Source organism: Mesorhizobium sp. A623 (assembly GCF_054489405.1).
Genome location: NZ_JBTMXB010000004.1, coordinates 1 through 15,824 on the forward strand (window position 1 = coordinate 1; position 15,824 = coordinate 15,824).

14 protein-coding genes and 1 tRNA gene are annotated in these 15,824 nt (G+C 61.8%); 4 read left to right on the plus strand and 11 right to left on the minus strand.

Going from position 1 to position 15,824, the window contains the following annotated elements:
* Positions 1–140: 140 nt before the first annotated feature.
* From ACX3P1_RS05595 to ACX3P1_RS05605, 3 genes are all read right to left on the minus strand, one after another.
* The gene (locus ACX3P1_RS05595; protein WP_459078572.1) at positions 141–449 is read right to left on the minus strand and encodes a hypothetical protein; all 309 of its coding nucleotides are present in this window, start codon (positions 447–449) and stop codon (positions 141–143) included.
* Between the two features lie 300 nt (positions 450–749).
* Positions 750–2,861: a catalase gene (gene katE / locus ACX3P1_RS05600; RefSeq protein ID WP_459078573.1), complete on the minus strand. Its 2,112-nt coding sequence runs from the start codon at positions 2,859–2,861 to the stop codon at positions 750–752.
* A gap of 400 nt (positions 2,862–3,261) precedes the next feature.
* Positions 3,262–3,346: transfer RNA gene (locus ACX3P1_RS05605), tRNA-Leu, on the minus strand.
* 332 nt (positions 3,347–3,678) lie between these two features.
* On the opposite strand from ACX3P1_RS05605, the gene tig reads away from it, so the two are divergent.
* The 3 genes from tig (at position 3,679) to ACX3P1_RS05620 (ending at position 8,892) form a co-directional block, all read left to right on the plus strand.
* Complete coding sequence (gene tig, locus ACX3P1_RS05610; protein ID WP_459078787.1) at positions 3,679–5,154, plus strand: trigger factor; 1,476 nt, start codon at positions 3,679–3,681, stop codon at positions 5,152–5,154.
* A 148-nt stretch (positions 5,155–5,302) separates the two neighbouring features.
* Positions 5,303–7,552: a DNA topoisomerase IV subunit A gene (parC, locus tag ACX3P1_RS05615; RefSeq protein ID WP_459078574.1), complete on the plus strand. Its 2,250-nt coding sequence runs from the start codon at positions 5,303–5,305 to the stop codon at positions 7,550–7,552.
* Between the two features lie 134 nt (positions 7,553–7,686).
* Positions 7,687–8,892, plus strand: a complete 1,206-nt coding sequence (locus ACX3P1_RS05620; protein ID WP_459078575.1) for an AI-2E family transporter — start codon at positions 7,687–7,689, stop codon at positions 8,890–8,892.
* Here ACX3P1_RS05620 and ACX3P1_RS05625 read toward each other — a convergent pair.
* The 3 genes from ACX3P1_RS05625 to ACX3P1_RS05635 all read right to left on the minus strand — a co-directional run bounded on the left by ACX3P1_RS05625 (position 8,880) and on the right by ACX3P1_RS05635 (position 11,213).
* Positions 8,880–9,782 (minus strand): DMT family transporter, encoded by a 903-nt coding sequence (locus tag ACX3P1_RS05625; RefSeq protein ID WP_459078788.1) that lies wholly within the window; start codon positions 9,780–9,782, stop codon positions 8,880–8,882. The two genes, ACX3P1_RS05620 and ACX3P1_RS05625, sit on opposite strands and share 13 nt — an antisense overlap.
* Before the next feature lie 49 nt (positions 9,783–9,831).
* Complete coding sequence (locus ACX3P1_RS05630) at positions 9,832–10,587, minus strand: arginyltransferase (protein WP_459078576.1); 756 nt, start codon at positions 10,585–10,587, stop codon at positions 9,832–9,834.
* Between the two features lie 155 nt (positions 10,588–10,742).
* On the minus strand, positions 10,743–11,213 hold the full coding sequence (locus ACX3P1_RS05635) for an RDD family protein (RefSeq protein WP_459078577.1): 471 nt from the start codon (positions 11,211–11,213) through the stop codon (positions 10,743–10,745).
* A 116-nt stretch (positions 11,214–11,329) separates the two neighbouring features.
* Here ACX3P1_RS05635 and ACX3P1_RS05640 point away from each other — a divergent pair, with 116 nt between their 5' ends.
* Positions 11,330–11,590, plus strand: coding sequence for a DUF982 domain-containing protein (locus tag ACX3P1_RS05640; RefSeq protein WP_459078578.1), 261 nt, complete (start codon positions 11,330–11,332; stop codon positions 11,588–11,590).
* Positions 11,591–11,662: 72 nt separating this feature from the next.
* On the opposite strand, the gene ACX3P1_RS05645 is transcribed toward ACX3P1_RS05640, so the two are convergent.
* The 5 genes from ACX3P1_RS05645 to hemB all read right to left on the minus strand — a co-directional run bounded on the left by ACX3P1_RS05645 (position 11,663) and on the right by hemB (position 15,714).
* Positions 11,663–11,812, minus strand: a complete 150-nt coding sequence (locus ACX3P1_RS05645) for a hypothetical protein (protein WP_459078579.1) — start codon at positions 11,810–11,812, stop codon at positions 11,663–11,665.
* 76 nt (positions 11,813–11,888) lie between these two features.
* Positions 11,889–12,260 (minus strand): DUF423 domain-containing protein, encoded by a 372-nt coding sequence (locus ACX3P1_RS05650; RefSeq protein WP_459078789.1) that lies wholly within the window; start codon positions 12,258–12,260, stop codon positions 11,889–11,891.
* The gene (locus ACX3P1_RS05655) at positions 12,260–13,510 is read right to left on the minus strand and encodes an MFS transporter (RefSeq protein ID WP_459078580.1); all 1,251 of its coding nucleotides are present in this window, start codon (positions 13,508–13,510) and stop codon (positions 12,260–12,262) included. The genes ACX3P1_RS05650 and ACX3P1_RS05655 overlap by 1 nt, the downstream gene beginning before the upstream one ends.
* A 22-nt stretch (positions 13,511–13,532) precedes the next feature.
* Positions 13,533–14,570: an aldo/keto reductase gene (locus ACX3P1_RS05660; RefSeq protein WP_459078581.1), complete on the minus strand. Its 1,038-nt coding sequence runs from the start codon at positions 14,568–14,570 to the stop codon at positions 13,533–13,535.
* 112 nt (positions 14,571–14,682) lie between these two features.
* Positions 14,683–15,714, minus strand: coding sequence for a porphobilinogen synthase (gene hemB / locus ACX3P1_RS05665; RefSeq protein ID WP_459078582.1), 1,032 nt, complete (start codon positions 15,712–15,714; stop codon positions 14,683–14,685).
* Positions 15,715–15,824 lie beyond the last annotated feature (110 nt).

Consider the following 15,824-nt stretch of genomic DNA (forward strand, 5'->3'; position numbering starts at 1 on the left):
CACCAAAGGAATGCGAAAACATGTTCGCACATGCTGGCTATGATACGTAACCGCAATTATTCGGAAAACGCACTAACCATCTTCCCGACGCCAGCAATATGATCGCCCGCGTGTCCTGATGGATGCGCGGGTTTTTTGTTTCAGGCAGAGAGTTCGGTCAGCGGTTTGGCCGTGCCGCCCTCGTTGCCCCAACATTTGAGCGATTTTCTCATCTGGATTTTCCGCATTGCGTTGACGGCGGTGTCCGACATTCCAAGGAACACGGCAACAAGTCCGTCCTCTGTATTATTGCCCCGCTGGAATTCGCCGATCATGACGGCCGCAAGCTGCTTTTCGTCTTGAGAATGACGGTCGAATTCGTAAAGCAGCCGAACTCTTGCGAGCGCGTGTTCGATCATCGCCAGGTTGGCAGGAGTGAGATGCTGTTGCGATCTTGATGGGGAAGACATGGTCGTCCTCCTTATGTTTGGGGCGAGGGATATTCGCACCCTCACCGGCGGCGCCCTTGTCAGAAACCGCTAGTGACTGAGGGTAGACCGTCGCCTTGACTTAAGCAAATCATAGCCACCGACCGGCCCATGATGGTCGTGCGGACTTTTTCGCCCAACTACTCCGGCACGTCACCAGACACGAACAACGTCGACGGTGGCCCATACTCCCCGATATCCGGGTTTGCCTCCCGGTTCCAGGCAATCACGCCGACGTGCTTGTCGGCCAGTGCGTGAAATTCCGAGGACTGCCGGCGTCGATTACGACATTTTCACTTTCGGCTCCCGTTCCCAAAGACGCAACGCGCCAAGCCTTTGCAGGAAGCCGGCGGCGTCTTTCGGTCCCTTGAGGGCAATGACCCCCTCATCGAGACTTCCGGCAATGCCCGCCTTTTCGAACAAGGGCATGGCCGCGTTGACATAGCCGATGAACTTGCAGTGCGCGAACGCATCGGCCACGAAATCACGCGCGGTCGATTCCTTGACCAGATCGGCCATGGCCTTTTCCGACGGCAACACCGCCACCGCGTCATAGAGCACGGAGGGGCCACCGGCGATCATCTGGTCGGCGTCGACATGGCTGCCGTCGCTGAGCTTGGCCCCACCGATTTTTGGCGCGATGATCTCTAAGTTGGCCTTGGCCTTCTTGACGGCATCGGTCAGCCCTTTCAACAGGGCGGCGTCCGTGCCGTCGGTCACAAGAATGCCGAGCTTGCGCCCCTCGAACGTTCCCGGCGGGTTCGCGAGTATGCTGAGCGAGGGGGCCGCCTTCAGGTCCTGACGGGTGGGGACGGCAGCATCGGCCGGCTTCGGCATCGCCTCGAGGCCGAGATCGGTAGCGACCTTTTTTGCCAGTTCATCGTGGATGTTGAGCAGATGCGAAACCATCCGCTCGCGGATCACCGCCGTCTTCACCTTGCTCAATTCGAACGTCAAAGCGGCGGCGATGTGGGCCTGCTCCGTCGGGGTCTGGCTGATGTAGAACAGCCGTGCCTGGCTGTAATGGTCGGCGAAGCTTTCGGGACGGATGCGCTGTTTCGTTCCCGCCTCTTCCTCGGCAAACGATCTGAAGCCTTTCTGTGGCGATTCACGCGGGCCGGCGCCCCAGGAATTGGGCTGGTAGTTCACGCGGCCGACCGGATTGTGCATGGCCATGTGGCCATCCTGCTGGAAATTCTGGAACGGGCATTTAGGCGCATTGATCGGTATATGGGTGAAGTTCGGCCCGCCCAGCCGTTTCAACTGCGTGTCGAGATAAGAGAAGTTGCGCCCCTGCAACAGCGGATCATTGGAGAAATCGATGCCGGGCGGCACGTTCTGGGTCATGAAGGCGACCTGTTCGGTCTCGGCAAAGAAATTGTCCGGCATGCGATCGAGCACCAGCCGCCCGACGGGAATGGGCTTGAGGATTTCCTCGGGGATCAGCTTGGTGGCGTCGAGCACGTCGAAGTCGAAACTGTCGGCGAATTTCTGGTCGAATAGTTGCAGCCGCAATTCCCATTCCGGGAAATCGCCGGCATGGATGGCGTCCCACATATCGCGGCGGTGGAAATCCGGATCGGCGCCGCTTATCTTGACCGCCTCGTTCCACGCCACCGACTGCATGCCATGCTTCGGCTTCCAGTGAAATTTCACGAAGGTGGATTCGTCGCTGGCATTGAGCAGGCGGAAGGTGTGAACGCCGAACCCTTCCATGAAGCGCAGCGAACGCGGGATGGCGCGGTCGGACATGATCCACATGACCATGTGCATGCTTTCCGGCGTCAGCGAGATGAAATCCCAGAAATTGTCATGCGCCGACTGCGCCTGCGGAAAGCCGCGATCCGGCTCGTCCTTGACGGCGTGAACGAGGTCCGGGAACTTGATGGCATCCTGAATGAAGAACACCGGCATGTTGTTGCCGACGAGGTCCCAATTGCCTTCCTTGGTATAGATTTTCACGGCAAAGCCGCGCACGTCGCGGGCAAGATCGGTCGAGCCCTTGTTGCCGGCAACGGTCGAGATTCGCATGAAGGCCGGCGTCTTCTCGCCAGCACGCTGGAAGATATCGGCGCGGGTATATTTGGCCAGCGATTTGTAGGTTTCGAAATAGCCGTGAGCGCCGTAGCCGCGGGCATGGACGACGCGCTCGGGAATACGCTCGTGGTCGAAGTGAAAAATCTTCTCGCGAAAGTGGAAATCCTCGAGTGCCGACGGGCCGCGCGCGCCGATCCGGAGCACGTTCTGGTCATCGGAAACAGGTGCGCCTTGCGCGGTTGTCATGACAGGCACGCTGCCCGTCGCGACCTGATGGAGTTCGCCGCCTTCTCCACGCTCTAGCTTTTGGTCGTGAATTGTGGCGGGTCTGCTCGATCTGCCGGGTTTTTTGGCCATGGCATTTTTCCTTGGGGTCAGCGTACGTGTCGCACATCTCCCACAATGCGGCCGCTCGTATACGGTTCCTTCCGCCTCCAAGTATCAGAAATAGCCAGCCAACGTCGCACGCCTGATCGTCCGTTATTGCAAGATGATCTGTCCAACGATCAGCTTCGGGTGCTTGGTCTGGGTAGGACATGATCGGACATTGAGGCTCTCCCGACCATCTTCGACTAGGTGTTCGGCCCATAAGCCCGCCTAGAAGTCCCATAGCTATCCCTAGCCCTGCGCACCATTGCGCCGGCGAGGTGAGGCGTCAAGACGCAGCTAATGGGAAAAGAGAGGGGGATTAAACCGGGGATATGAAAATGTGAAAGCCTCACAACTTATTGAAATTGCAAGGCTTTCTGATTTCAATTGGTGCGGATGAGAGGACTCGAACCTCCACGCCTTTCGGCACTGGAACCTAAATCCAGGGCGTCTACCAGTTCCGCCACATCCGCATTGCCCGCCAATCCCATGATGACATCATTCTGTCAATGTCGCGTTGAAAATGGTCGCACGGGTCGAAACGCGAAGACGGTTGAAAATTAGCCCCGCCTGTGACAAAAGGCGTGTCGAATGTGACGGGACGCGACGATCCGCTTCTGCAGGATGTGAAAGAAGTAGGAAACACAAAGGCTTATTCACATTTTGAAGCGCATCTGGGGTGATTTGAGCCGCTTGTGGTCGAATTGTCCTGTTCCGCAACGAAAGCCACTCCCGGCGAGACTTTACCAGGCTGCGTATGGCACGGGCCGTACAGCGCCTCATTGGCGAAAACAAAGGTTTGATGATGCAGGTCACCGAAACGCTCAATTCCGGCCTCAAGCGCGAGATCAAGGTCGTCGTGCCGGCCAGCGACATGGAAGCCAAGCTGAATGCCCGGCTTTCGGACGCCCAGGGCAAGGCCCGCATCAACGGCTTCCGCCCCGGCAAGGTGCCGGTCAATCATCTGCGCAAAGTGTACGGCAAGTCGTTCATGGCCGAGGTGGTCAACGAAATCCTCAACGATTCGCGCACCATCATCACCGGTCGCGGCGAGAAGGCGGCGATGCAGCCCGAGGTCATCATGACCGAGGACGAGAAGGAAGCCGAAAAAATCCTGGCCGGCGGTTCCGACTTCGAGTTCAAGCTGAACTATGAAGTCATTCCGGCAATCGAGATCAAGGAATTCTCCGACATCAAGGTCGAGCGCCCGGTCTATGACGTACCGGAGAGCGAGATCGACGAGCAGGTCAAGCGCGTCGCCGAATCGACCCGCTCCTACGAGCCCAAGACCGGCAAGGCAGACGACGGCGACCGCGTCACCATCGACTATGTCGGCAAGATCGGCGGCGAGGCCTTTGACGGCGGCGCCGGCAACGACCAGCCGCTGGTGCTCGGTTCCAAGGAATTCATCCCCGGTTTCGAGGAACAGCTTGTTGGCGCCAAGGCCGGTGACGAAAAGCTGGTCACCGTGACGTTCCCGGAAAACTACCAGGCAGCCCATCTTGCCAGCAAGGAAGCGACCTTCGACGTAACCGTCAAGGGCGTGGAGAAGCCGGGCGCGCTGGAAATCAGCGACGAGACGGCCAAGAGCCTTGGCCTGGAATCGCTTGAAAAGCTGCGCGAGATCGTGCGCGGCCAGATCGAGAACCAGTTCGGTTCGATGACCCGCCAGAAGGTCAAGCGCCAGCTTCTCGACCAGTTGGACAGCGCTTACTCGTTCGAGGCGCCGTCGAAGCTTGTCGAAGCCGAGTTCAACAACATCTGGGCGCAGGTCAACCGCGATCTGGAAGCGGCCGGCCGCACCTTCGTTGACGAAGAGACGACGGAAGAAGAGGCGCGCGTTGAATATCTGCGCCTGGCCGAGCGCCGCGTGCGCCTTGGCCTGGTTCTGGCCGAGATCGGCGAAAAGGCGGGCGTTACCGTCTCCGACGAGGAGTTGCAGCGCGGCCTGTTCGAGCAGGTGCGTCGTTTCCCGGGCGACCAGCAGCAGCAGGTGTTCGAGTTCTACCGCAGCAACCCGGAAGCGGTGAACACGCTGCGCGCGCCGATGTTCGAGGAGAAGGTGGTCGACCACCTGCTCAGCCAGGTCGCCGTCACCGACAAGAAGGTGTCCAAGGAAGAGCTGATGGCCGACGACGAGGAAGTCGAGACCAAGGCCAAGCCGGCCAAGAAGGCCGCCGCCAAGAAGACGGAAGCCAAGGCTGCCGACGAAGCCGGCGCCGACGAGCCGAAGAAGAAGGCAGCGCCGAAGAAAAAGGCAGCCGCCAAGGACGCCGAATAAGTTTTTCGGCGCTTCGCTCCCGCAGGCGCGGGGCCAAAAACTCCAAACCGAACCCCGCCTTTCCGGCGGGGTTTTTGTTTTGCGCTTGTGCTTGACGATTTCCGTCTTCGCCCTTGCCGCGAATCAGTGGCTCGGTTAGGTCAAACCCATGGGAAAAGGGCATTTGCCGCCTGCGGGTGGCGGCGATCATATTGAACCGGTCGATCTGAAGAAGGCGCTGGAAGAGCGCTATCTGGCCTATGCGCTGTCGACCATCATGCACCGCGCGCTGCCGGACGTGCGCGACGGGCTGAAGCCGGTGCATCGACGCATCATGCATGCCATGCGGCTGTTGCGTTTGAACCCCGATCAGGGCTTTGCCAAATGCGCCCGCATCGTCGGCGAGGTGATGGGCAAGTTCCACCCGCATGGCGACCAGTCGATCTACGACGCGCTGGTGCGGCTGGCGCAGAGTTTTTCCGTGCGTTATCCGCTGGTCGACGGGCAGGGCAATTTCGGCAATATCGACGGCGATAACGCCGCCGCCATGCGCTACACCGAAGCGCGCATGACCGAGGTGGCAACGCTGCTGCTGGAAGGCATCACCGAGGATGCCGTCGATTTCCGCCCGACCTACAATGAGGAGGACGAAGAGCCGATCGTCCTGCCCGGCGCGTTCCCGAACCTGCTGGCCAACGGCTCGTCCGGCATCGCGGTCGGCATGGCGACTTCGATCCCGCCGCACAACGCCGCCGAGCTGTGCGCCGCCGCCCTGCACCTGATCGAAAATCCGGGCGCGTCGATCGAAAAGCTGATGGAATTCGTGCAGGGACCGGATTTCCCGACCGGCGGCATCATCGTCGACAGCCGCGCCTCCATCCTCGAAGCCTATGAGACAGGACGCGGCGGTTTTCGTGTGCGCGCCAAATGGCATCAGGAAGACCAGGGCAGGGGAACGTGGACGATCGTCGTCACCGAAATTCCCTATGGCGTCCAGAAGGCCCGGCTGATCGAGAAAGCCGCCGAACTGCTGATGGCGCGCAAGCTGCCGCTTTTGGAAGACATTCGCGACGAGAGCGCCGAAGACGTCCGCGTCGTGCTGGTGCCGAAGAGCCGCGCCGTCGATCCCGGCCTCTTGATGGAATCGCTGTTCAAGCTGACCGAGCTTGAAAGCCGCTTTCCGCTCAATCTCAACGTCTTGTCGCGCGGCAAGGTGCCGAACGTTTTGTCGCTGAAGGCCGTGCTGCAGGAATGGCTGGAGCACCGCCGCGAGGTGCTGCTGCGCCGTTCGCGTCATCGCCTCGGCGAAATCGAGCGGCGGCTGGAAATCCTTGCCGGCTACCTCATCGCCTATCTGAACATCGACGAGGTGATCCGCATCATCCGCGAGGAGGACGAGCCGAAGCAGGTGATGATGGCCCGCTGGTCGCTCACCGACACGCAAGCCGAGGCCATCCTCAACATGCGCCTGCGCGCCTTGCGCAAGCTGGAAGAATTCGAAATCCGCAAGGAATTCGACGGGCTGTCGGCGGAAAAGAGCCAGATCGAGGCGCTGCTGGCATCCGGGACCAAGCAATGGGCGACGATCCGCTGGGAGATTGGCGAGGTCCGCAAGAAATACGGTCCCGAGACGGAGATCGGCAAGCGCCGCACCCAGTTCGCGGACGCGCCCGAGCACAATCTGGACGACATCGCCCACGCCATGATCGAGCGCGAGCCGGTAACGGTCGTCGTTTCCGAAAAAGGCTGGCTGCGGGCGATGAAGGGGCATATGGCCGATTATGCGTCGCTGACCTTCAAGGAAGGCGATGCGCTCAAGCTGGCGTTCCACGCGCAGACCACCGACAAGATCCTCGTCTTCACCACCGGCGGCAAATTCTACACCATCGGCGCGGATCGCCTGCCGGGTGGCCGTGGCCATGGCGAACCGATCCGCATCATCGTCGACATGGAAAACGATCAGGATATCGTCACGGCTTTCATCCATGAGCCGAAGCGCAAGCTGCTGCTGGCGTCACATCAAGGCTATGGCTTTGTCGTGCCGGAGGATGACGTCGTCGCCAACACCCGCAAGGGCAGGCAGGTGATGAACGTCAAATCACCCGACGAAGCCCAGCGGTGTCTGGTTGTAGAGGGTGATCACGCGGCGATCGTCGGCGAAAACCGCAAGATGCTGGTCTTCGGGCTGGCCGAAATCCCCGAGATGACGCGCGGCAAGGGCGTGCGCCTTCAGAAATACAAGGATGGCGGCATCCTCGACATCAAGACCTTCGCGCTGGAGAGCGGCCTGTCGTGGCAGGATTCGGCCGACCGCACCTTCGTCAAGTCGAAAGAGGAATTGATCGAATGGACCGGCGCCCGCGCTTCGGCAGGCCGCATGGTGCCGAAAGGTTTTCCGCGCACGGGCAAATTCGGCTAAACCGGACATAGCTTCACTCTTTGCATGACCGTGTGTGCAAGATCGTTTGGCATGCAGTCACGTTTACTGCACTATTGTCGCCGATAGTGCGGATGGCGCACACGAGGTGCCGTCCTCATTGAGGTGCAAGGCGTTTGAAGGAACCGGAGATCAGGAAAGCACCTAAGCAACTACGCCTGTTCGGTGCTGCCGCGCCCTTGCGCTCGGCGGTCATTCCACCGCTGTCGGCGGCGCGATGGCTGCTGGTGCTGGTGTTTGCGGCCGGCGTTTATTTCTTTCACGGGTTCCTTGTCCCGGTGTTGGCGGCGCTGGTTATCGCGTTTGCCAGTTGGCCGCTCTACCGGCGCCTGCTCGGTGCCGTCGGCGATAACCGCACCGTCGCCGCGACACTGGCCATCCTGTTCATCCTGGCATTTCTGGTGGTGCCGATCTCGCTTGCCGGCAGTTACGCCATCCATGAGGTGCGCGAATGGGTGACCTGGGCGATCCAGACCAACCACGATGGCGCGCCGACGCCGCAGTGGATCGCCACCTTGCCGGTGGTCGGCGAGTGGCTGGACGAGCAATGGACGCAGGCCATCAGCCATCCGGGCGGTGTCGGCGAACTGATCCAATTAGTCAGCGGCGCCAATATCGGCAGCATCTATCGCGGCGTTCTGGCGGCGGGCGGCAGCGCCTTCGGCCTGCTTTTGACCATACTGTTCATGCTGATCGCCCTGTTCTTCGCCTATCGCGACGGCGAGGCATTCGCCGGGCAGATCGACCGGCTGGGCGAACGTATCCTGCCGGCGCGGTGGGAGCGGATTTCGCGCGTGGTTCCAGCGACCATCTCGTCCACGGTGACCGGCATGACCATCATCGCCATCGGCGAGGGCGTGGTGCTGGGCACCGCCTACTGGCTGGCCGGCGTGCCTTCGCCCGTGACGCTCGGCGCGCTTACCGGCATCATGGCGCTCATTCCGGGTGGCGCGCCGCTGTCCTTCACGCTTGTTTCGATCTACCTGGCCGCCAGCGGCTCCATGTTCGCAGGGGTGGCCCTGTTCGTGTGGGGCGCCGTGGAACTGTTCATCGTCGACAAGACGCTGCGGCCCAAGCTGGTCGGCGGCCCGATCAAGCTGCCGTTCCTGCCGACGTTTTTCGGACTGATCGGCGGCGTCAAGACCATGGGCTTCCTTGGCCTGTTCATCGGCCCGGTGCTGATGGCGCTACTGGTCGCGATCTGGCGCGAATGGCTGCATGAGACCGAGGTGGCCGACGCCGTAGCCGCCATCGACGAGGCCCCACTGGAAATCGACGCGGTCGTGGAGACCACGCCGGAAAAGACGCCTCAGGCAGGTTGACGCAGCGGGCTGCCGGTACGGCGCTTGTGGCCCTGGTACAACTGCCACATCGAATGGAACACGAGCGCAACGATCAGGATCGCGCCGCCGATGAGGCTGTTTCGCGCCGGCATCTCGGAAAACACCGCCCACACCCACACCGGGGCGAGCACGGTTTCCAACAGATAGAACATCGCGACTTCCGGCCCTGCAATGTATTTTGGCGCGGTTGCGAGGCAGAAGAACGAAATCGGCATGATGACGAGGCCGTCGAGGATCGCCCACCAGGGCGTTTCGATCATGTAGCCGGCGTTCCAGACGACGAACATGGCGGTAATGCAGGGAGCGACCCCGCCCACCAAGGCGGCAAGACCCATATCCTTGCCGCTGGCCCGGGTGATGGTGATCGCGCTGGAAAGCAGGAGCGCCGTGGAAAGCCCCATCAGGTCGCCGAAAACATGGCCGCTGCCGAGCGACCCGCCGACGATGACGCCGACGCCGACCACCATGACCGCCATCGTTGCGAAAGTCGCCGGGCTCGGGCGCTCCTTCAGGAAAAGCCAGGAAAGCAGCGCCGTGAACATGGGGTTGAAGGCGAGGATGAAGACCAGATTGGCCGTCAGCGTATTGAAGATGCCGAGGACGAAGGTGACTGAGCCGAGGCCATAGAGCGCCGACACGACCAGGCCTGCGCGCCCCGGGATGAGGCGTGGAGCCGTGGCGGGTGCCGCCATCCGCCAGATTGCCCATACGATCAGCGCTGCGATGAAGGTCGTGCCCGAGCGCACCATCAGGATGGACCACGTCTCGCCCTCAGCCAGCCGGATCAGCGGGATGTCGATGGTAAGCGCCATGCCACCGATCGCGGCAATCAGGAGACCCTTGGAATGACTGATCTGGGGGGTGGACAGGGCGATGCTCCGTTGTTCGATCCAACGGCAGCTTATGGCGGGCCAGTTGTCAGATGTCGCCTGTGTAGCGCTCCCAGCCCTTCGGGCCAAGATGCTCCTGCGGCATGAATCGCATCTTATAATTCATCTTGCGCGAGCCGTTGACCCAGTAGCCGAGATAGACGTGGGGCAAGCCCATCGCCTTGGCGCGGGCGATATGGTCGAGGATCATGAAGGTGCCGAGGGAGCGGTCGGTGAGTTCGGGGTCGAAATAGGAATAGACCATGGAAAGCCCATCCGCCATCTTGTCGGTCAGCGCGACGGCGATCAACTCGCCCCGGCCCTTGCCAGTGATGAAGGTGTCGGGGCCGCGCCGGCGATATTCGATGACCTTGGTGTCGACATGGGTGTCCTCGACCATCATGGCGTAGTCGAGCACCGTCATGTCCGACATGCCGCCGCGGCGATGGCGAGCGTCGAGATAGGTGCGGAAAAGCGAATACTGCTCGGTGGACGGTTCGGCGTCGTGCATGGCGCCGACGAGGTCGGCATTGTGGTGCATCACGCGCCTCATGCTGCGCCCAGCAGAAAACTCCTGCGCGAGGATGCGGACCGAAACGCACGCACGGCAAGTCTCGCAGGCTGGCCGGTAGGCGATGTTCTGCGACCGGCGAAAGCCGCCTTGCGTCAGCAGATCGTTCATCTCCGGCGCCTTGTCCCCGACCAGATGCGTGAACACCTTGCGCTCGAACTGGCCCTCCAGATAGGGGCACGGCGATGGCGCGGTCAGGAAAAACTGCGGCGACTGTGTCGGTTGGTGCGTCATCGAATGTGAAAACGGCTCCCGCGAATCGCCCTACCTTTGGGCCGGGCGACGAAAATTTCAACTGGATTGTGTATAAACCGCCGCGCCGGGCCTTCGAAAATGGCCGATCAAGCCCCCGATCAAGCCCCCGATCAAGCCCCCGATCAAGCCCCCGATCAAGCCCTTGTGCGCGTCACCACTGTGCCAAGCAAAAGGTCGTGCAACGTGCGCTTGCGGTCCGAAAACAGCGATACCAACAGCACCAGCGGCGTCAAGATGACGTTGCCAGCCCAAAACAGCACCGAATGCACCACCGCCGTCATGCCGTCGATCGGCCTGCCGTCGAGGCGGTCGAGGCGGATGCCCATCATCTTCATGCCGGTCGTGGCCTGATCGGCGCTGCCCAGCGTATTCCAGATGTAAAGCACGGCAACGGCAGGCACGAGCACGGAAAACAGCATCCAGCCAAGCCCGAGCGTCAGTATGCCGAGCAAGAAGACGATGATGGCAACCGGAATGGTGAGCACGGCCACGATCAGATAGTCGATCATCACGGCCAGGATGCGCCGCGTGCGCACGCCGTCATAGAGCCGGGCATCGTCCAGCCGGGTCGTCAGGATTTCACCATCAAGCACGCGTGCGTTCATTTCGTTCCTCTTAAAGCACCTTGGAAACGGGCCTCGATGATCCAGATGGGGTGCCGAAAGACGAAATCAAGATTTTCGTCCTCGCTTATTGGTTGTGAACGGGGTAAGAGCGCCCCATGGAAAACAATCGGTTTGAGACCCCCGTGACCGTTAAGGCGGACGCGGAGGGAAAGATTTTGCTTTTGCGATCGGCTAAAGACGCTTCGGATTTTCTTCTGAGCAACTGGCCCGGCAAGCGAACCCCGAAACACCGCGCGGCTCTTCAGGCCTGCCATGATGCGATCGCCGGCGACAAGCCCGCGATGAACGCAAGACGCGCCTTCATTGTGGCAGCACGCGAAGTCGATGTGTTCGTGAACGACAAGGCGTCTGCCTGAACCATCCGGCCCTAGCGCCTCGCTTGTTTGAGGGCGCTTGGGCGACTTGATGATGCAGGCGACGTGGTTCCGCTACTCCGCAGCGTCGTCTTCGCTGCTGCCTTCCGGCTTTTCGCCACGCTCTTTGGCGGCTGCTTTTGCCGCAAGCTTTTCAGCCTTCTTTGCAGCTTTCTGGCGGTCGCGTTCCTTGCGCTCCTGATCGTAATTTGGTGGTCGCGCCATATCGATTCCTTTCTTCGTCTATGTTCTTTGCGTAGTTGTATCGGCGTGAAAATACAACAGCGCTTGCGGCAAGGATTCAGGGCTTTGACCGCACCAGCGCCGAGGCGGCAAGCGCCAGCCACCCTGCCAGAAGCAGCGTGCCGCCGATGGGTGCGGCCATCGGAAAGAGCCGGGACGCCAGAAAATCGCGGGCAAGAAGATCGCCGCTGAAGACGACGAGCCCGGCCAGCAGGATGAAGGCGCCGGCACGCAGCACCCGGTTGCCGCTGATCAGGCCGACGGCGAGAAACACCGGCGCGTGCATCAGCAGGAAAGAGGCGGCGGTTCCGGTGAACGCGCCGCCGCGATGCGCGGCAGCCGCCGAAAGTGCTACGCCTGCCGTCCCGCACAGGCCGCCCGCGAAAACCAGGATGCGCCCGCTCAGGGCAGGCGGCTCGTTCGGATTCATCATGGATTTCCCGCCGTTGCGATCCGCGCGCGGCGCGTCTGGATCAGCCAGTTATAAGCAGCGCCGAAAGCCATCAGCACGCAGGTGAAAAGGAACACGGCCGGCATACCGAAACGGCCGCCGACAAAGCCGCCCGTAAGCGGTCCGACAACCTGTCCGGCATATTGCGCGGAGATGGAAAGCCCCAGCACGCTGCCGCCGACCCCATCCGGCACGTTGTGGCGGATGACGGCGGTGATGCACGGCAACAGTCCGCCCAGCGCCAGCCCCATCAGGAAGCGCAGGCCGATCAATTGCCAGGCTTGCGTCACGAAAGCCTGGGGAATCAGCAGCACGGCCGAGACGGCCAGCGCGCCGGTAATCACGTTCCAGTGACCGATCCGGTCGGCAAGCTTGCCGAGCCGTGAGGCCGACAGGATCGAGCCAAGTGCGGCCGCCGACATGACGACGCCCGAGATCAGCGTCACTCGGCTCTGATCCTCGATCAACTGGCCGACATAGACGGTGATGATCGGCTCGATCGACATGGTGGCGAACATCAACAGCATGCCCGTGAAAAGCATCGCGACGACCGGCCCCTTGTCGGGAATGCGCGACCAGCCGCTCGTTTTTTTCTCCCTTGGCGCGCCGGAAGCCGTGCTGCCGCGACGCGGGTCTTCCTTGATGAGGAAGGTGGTGGCAAGGAATGAGACGAAAATGACAGCGCCGGCCAGAAGAAACGTGTTGCGGATGCCGATCAACGGCGGCAGCGCGCCGCCGACCAGCGGACCGACCAGATTCCCGGCCATGATGCCGGCCGACAGCGTGCCGAGCGCCCAGCCAGAACGGTCCTTGGGCGTCTGCATCGCGACCAGGATCATCGAACCCGAGGAGTAGCCGCCGGCAAAACCGATCAGCACCCGCAGTAGCACCAGTTGCCAGATGTCCTGCGCCATGCCCGTCAGCGACATGGCCACCGCCATGCCGAGACTGGCGCGCACCAGCATCGCCTTGCGGCCGTAGCGATCGCCGAGCCGTCCCCACAAGGGAGCCACCAGCGCCGCCGCGAAGAAAGTCGCGCCATAGGCGATGCCCGACCATTGCACGATGGCCGCGTGGCCAGTCACGCCCAACTCTTCCACATAGAGTGGCAGGAACGGCAACAGCAGCGTCATCGCCACGATGGTCGTGAACGAGCCCAGCAGGGCCACGATCAGGTTTCGCCGCCAATGCGGGTTACCCGCCTCGCTCGCTTCGTCGGGCAGGGTCATCGGGCGGTTTGCGCGAAGCGCGTCACGCGCGGTCGAGCACGAGATCGGCCGGGCCGAAGCTGCGATGCGCGGTCGCCTGCTGGTGCCAGTAGGGATAAAGCACAGGCGGGCGGCTGACGGCATCGAGCCGCACCCGCTCCTCGACGCTCAGCACCAACGAGGCGGCGGCGATGTTGTCCTTGAACTGCGCCTCGTTGCGTCCGCCGATGACCAGCGAAGTGACCGCAGGACGCGCAAGCAGCCAGGCAAGCGCCACCTGCGCCGCAGAAACGCCGCGCGCTTTGCCGATTTCGTTCAGCACATCCACGATCGACCACAGCCGGTCCACGTCGCGGATCGGCGGTTCGGACCAACCGGCGAGTTGTCGCGCGGTTGCCTGATCTTGCGTATATTTGCCGGAAAGCAGGCCGCCGGCCAGCGGGCTCCACACCAGCACGCCAAGGCCCTGGTCGACCGAGATCGGCAACAATTCGTATTCGGCCTCGCGCGCCTCCAGCGTGTAGTGAATCTGCTGGGTGACGAAGCGCGGGTTGTGGTTGCGCTCGGCGATGCCCAGCGCCTTCATGATGTGCCAGCCGGAATAATTGGAGCAGCCGACATAGCGAACCTTGCCTTGGGCGACGAGCGTGTCGAGCGCGGCCATCGTCTCCTCGAGCGGCGTCTTGCCGTCCCATTCATGCAGGAAATAGACGTCGATGACATCGGTTTTCAGCCGCTTGAGGCTGCGCTCGCACTCGCGGATGAGATGATAGCGCGACAGGCCCTCGTCATTGGGGCCGGTGCCGACCTTCATGCGCGCCTTGGTGGCGATCAGAACGTCGTTCTTGCGCTTGCCGCCCAGCGCGTCGCCGATGATCTCTTCCGACAGGCCGCTCGAATAGACGTTGGCCGTGTCGATCAGATTGATGCCGGCATCGAGGCAAAGGTCGATCTGCCGACGCGCTTCGGTGAGATCAGTCTTGCCGGCAGCCGCGAACTTGCCGCCGCCGCCAAAGGTCATGGTGCCCATGGTAAGCGTCGAAATCTTCAGGCCGGAACGGCCAAGCAGGCGGTAGTCCATCTCAAGTCCTCGCATTCGTCGGGGAATGGCGCAGCTTAGTGCGGCGTGATTGACATTTGTAGGACAATTGTCGGGCTCGCCGTAAGGTCAGCGCGCTGGCCAGAATAGAACGTCAACCCTTCAGCATCTGCGCCACCTCGGGGGCGAAGTAGGTCAGGATGCCGTCGCAGCCGGCCCGCTTGAAGCACAGCAGCGATTCCAGCATGGCCTTTTCGCCGTCGATCCAGCCATTGGCGCCAGCCGCCTTGATCATCGAATATTCGCCCGACACCTGATAGGCGAAGGTCGGCATCTGGAGTTCTTCCTTCAGCCGGCGGATGATGTCGAGATAGGGCAGGCCGGGCTTGACCATGAGCATGTCCGCGCCCTCGGCCAGATCCTGCTCGGCTTCGCGCACGGCTTCGTCGGAATTGGCATGGTCGAGGTAATAGGTCTTCTTGTCGCCCTGCAGCAGGCCGGCGGTGCCGATGGCATCGCGATAGGGGCCATAGAACGCCGAATGGAATTTTGTCGCATAGGACATGATCGCCACGTCGGAAAAGCCGTTGGCGTCGAGCGCGTCGCGGATCGCGCCGATGCGGCCGTCCATCATGTCCGATGGTGCGATGATGTCGGAACCGGCCGCAGCTTGCAGAACGGCGGCGGCGGTTACCTGCTCGACGGTCTCGTCGTTGACGATGATGCCGTCGCGCAAGATGCCGTCATGGCCGTGGCTGGTGAACGGGTCGAGTGCTGCATCGGTGATGACGCCGATCTCGGGCACCGCATGCTTGATGGCGCGCGTCGCCCGGTTGATCAGATTGTCCGGGTCGAGGATCGCCGAGCCGGTCTGGTCGCGCTGCTTCATCTCGACATTGGGGAAGCTGGCGATGGCCGGAATGCCGAGCCTTGCCGCGCGCTCGACCTCCTTGACCGCGAGATCGACGGACAGGCGGAAGACGCCGGGCATGGCGGCGATCGGTTCGCGCACATTGACGCCGTCGATGAGGAAGATCGGCCAGATCAGATCGTCGACGGTCAAATGGTTTTCCTGGACCAGGCGCCGCGACCAGGGCGCCTTGCGCATGCGGCGTAGACGGCGCGAATTGGTGATCTCGTCGACGCTGCGCGCGCCGGCCGGTTTTGTGGGGGTGAACTTGTTCATGGTGAAATCTCCGAACGGCGCGGCTTTTATCACGAGGCCGTCGCCAAAACCAATGCGATACAATTGTGCCAGCGCGTCGCGCTATAAGGGGTGGACTGCGCAACGCAAGG